Below are 2,989 nucleotides of genomic sequence, written 5' to 3' on the forward strand. Positions count from 1 at the left end.
AATAGGTTAAGTCCTCGATCGATTAGTATCTGTCAGCTCCATACGTCGCCGTACTTCCACCCCAGACCTATCCACCTCATCTTCTTTGAGGGATCTTACTTACTTGCGTAATGGGAAATCTCATCTTGAAGGGGGCTTCATGCTTAGATGCTTTCAGCATTTATCCCGTCCATACATAGCTACCCAGCGATGCCTTTGGCAAGACAACTGGTACACCAGCGGTATGTCCATCCCGGTCCTCTCGTACTAAGGACAGCTCTCCTCAAATTTCCTGCGCCCGCGACGGATAGGGACCGAACTGTCTCACGACGTTCTGAACCCAGCTCGCGTGCCGCTTTAATGGGCGAACAGCCCAACCCTTGGGACCGACTACAGCCCCAGGATGCGACGAGCCGACATCGAGGTGCCAAACCTCCCCGTCGATGTGGACTCTTGGGGGAGATAAGCCTGTTATCCCCGGGGTAGCTTTTATCCGTTGAGCGATGGCCCTTCCATGCGGAACCACCGGATCACTAAGCCCGTCTTTCGACCCTGCTCGACTTGTAGGTCTCGCAGTCAAGCTCCCTTATGCCTTTGCACTCTACGAATGATGTCCAACCATTCTGAGGGAACCTTTGGGCGCCTCCGTTACTCTTTAGGAGGCGACCGCCCCAGTCAAACTGTCCACCTGACACTGTCTCCTGCCCGGATCACGGGCATGGGTTAGAAGTCCAATACAGCCAGGGTAGTATCCCACCAACGCCTCCTCCGAAGCTGGCGCTCCGGAATCAAAGGCTCCTACCTATCCTGTACAGGCTGCACCGGAATTCAATATCAGGCTACAGTAAAGCTCCACGGGGTCTTTCCGTCCTGTCGCGGGTAATGCGCATCTTCACGCATATTATAATTTCACCGAGTCTCTCGTTGAGACAGTGCCCAGATCGTTACGCCTTTCGTGCGGGTCGGAACTTACCCGACAAGGAATTTCGCTACCTTAGGACCGTTATAGTTACGGCCGCCGTTTACTGGGGCTTCAATTCAGAGCTTCGCTTGCGCTAACCCCTCCTCTTAACCTTCCAGCACCGGGCAGGCGTCAGCCCCTATACGTCACCTTACGGTTTTGCAGAGACCTGTGTTTTTGCTAAACAGTCGCCTGGGCCTATTCACTGCGGCTCTCTCGGGCTATTCACCCTACCAGAGCACCCCTTCTCCCGAAGTTACGGGGTCATTTTGCCGAGTTCCTTAACGAGAGTTCTCTCGATCACCTTAGGATTCTCTCCTCGCCTACCTGTGTCGGTTTGCGGTACAGGCACCTCCCGCCTCGCTAGAGGCTTTTCTTGGCAGTGTGAAATCAGGGACTCTGGAGATAATTCTCCTCGCCATCACAGCCTAGTGTTATATGAGAACGGGATTTTCCTCGTTCTCCACCTCACTGCTTAGACACACAACCAACTGTGTGCTCACCCTATCCTACTGCGTCCCCCCATTACTCAAACGGCGGGGAGGTGGTACAGGAATATCAACCTGTTGTCCATCGTCTACGCCTATCGGCCTCGACTTAGGTCCTGACTAACCCTGAGCGGACGAGCCTTCCTCAGGAAACCTTAGGCATTCGGTGGAAGGGATTCTCACCCTTCTTTCGCTACTCATACCGGCATTCTCACTTCCAAGCGCTCCACCAGTCCTTCCGGTCTAGCTTCAACGCCCTTGGAACGCTCTCCTACCATTGACCCTAAGGTCAATCCACAGCTTCGGTGATCTGTTTAGCCCCGGTACATTTTCGGCGCAGCGCCACTCGACCAGTGAGCTATTACGCACTCTTTAAATGATGGCTGCTTCTGAGCCAACATCCTGGTTGTCTGGGCAACGCCACATCCTTTTCCACTTAACAGATACTTGGGGACCTTAGCTGGTGGTCTGGGCTGTTTCCCTCTCGACAATGGATCTTATCACCCACTGTCTGACTCCCAAACATAAATCATCGGCATTCGGAGTTTGTCTGAATTCGGTAACCCGGGATGGGCCCCTCGTCCAAACAGTGCTCTACCTCCGAGATTCTTTCGTTTGAGGCTAGCCCTAAAGCTATTTCGGAGAGAACCAGCTATCTCCAGGTTCGATTGGAATTTCACCGCTACCCACACCTCATCCCCGCATTTTTCAACATACGTGGGTTCGGGCCTCCAGTCAGTGTTACCTGACCTTCACCCTGGACATGGGTAGATCACCTGGTTTCGGGTCTACGACCCCATACTCATTCGCCCTATTCAGACTCGCTTTCGCTGCGGCTCCGCTTTCTCAGCTTAACCTTGCATGGAATCGTAACTCGCCGGTTCATTCTACAAAAGGCACGCCATCACCCATTAACGGGCTCTGACAATTTGTAAGCGCATGGTTTCAGGATCTATTTCACTCCCCTTCCGGGGTGCTTTTCACCTTTCCCTCACGGTACTGGTTCACTATCGGTCACTAGAGAGTATTTAGCCTTGGGAGATGGTCCTCCCGGATTCCGACGGAATTTCACGTGTTCCGCCGTACTCAGGATCCACTCTGGAGAGAATGTGCTTTCGACTACGGGGCTTTTACCCACTATGGCGGACCTTTCCAGGTCGCTTCACCTAACACATTCCTTTGTAACTCCGTATAGAGTGTCCTACAACCCCAAGAAGCAAGCTTCTTGGTTTGGGCTCTTCCCGTTTCGCTCGCCGCTACTAAGGGAATCGATTTTTCTTTCTCTTCCTCCGGGTACTTAGATGTTTCAGTTCTCCGGGTATGCCACAAGTACGCTATGTATTCACGTACATGTACTGTCCCATTATGGACAGTGGGTTTCCCCATTCGGAAATCTTCGGATCAAAGCTCACTTACAGCTCCCCGAAGCATATCGGTGTTAGTGCCGTCCTTCATCGGCTTCTAGTGCCAAGGCATCCGCCATGCGCCCTTTCTAACTTAACCTATAAAAGGTCCAACGTCATCCTAGCGATAGGAATCAGAAGGTTAAAAAGTAGATGAA

Annotated in this window: 1 rRNA gene; it reads right to left on the minus strand. The window is 52.5% G+C overall.

Annotated features, from left to right (window positions below):
• Positions 1-2: 2 nt before the first annotated feature.
• A 23S ribosomal RNA gene (locus ORD22_RS15040) occupies positions 3-2,931 on the minus strand.
• Positions 2,932-2,989 lie beyond the last annotated feature (58 nt).

It is taken from the genome of Sporosarcina sp. GW1-11, from assembly GCF_033088395.1.
Lineage (GTDB): Bacteria > Bacillota > Bacilli > Bacillales_A > Planococcaceae > Sporosarcina.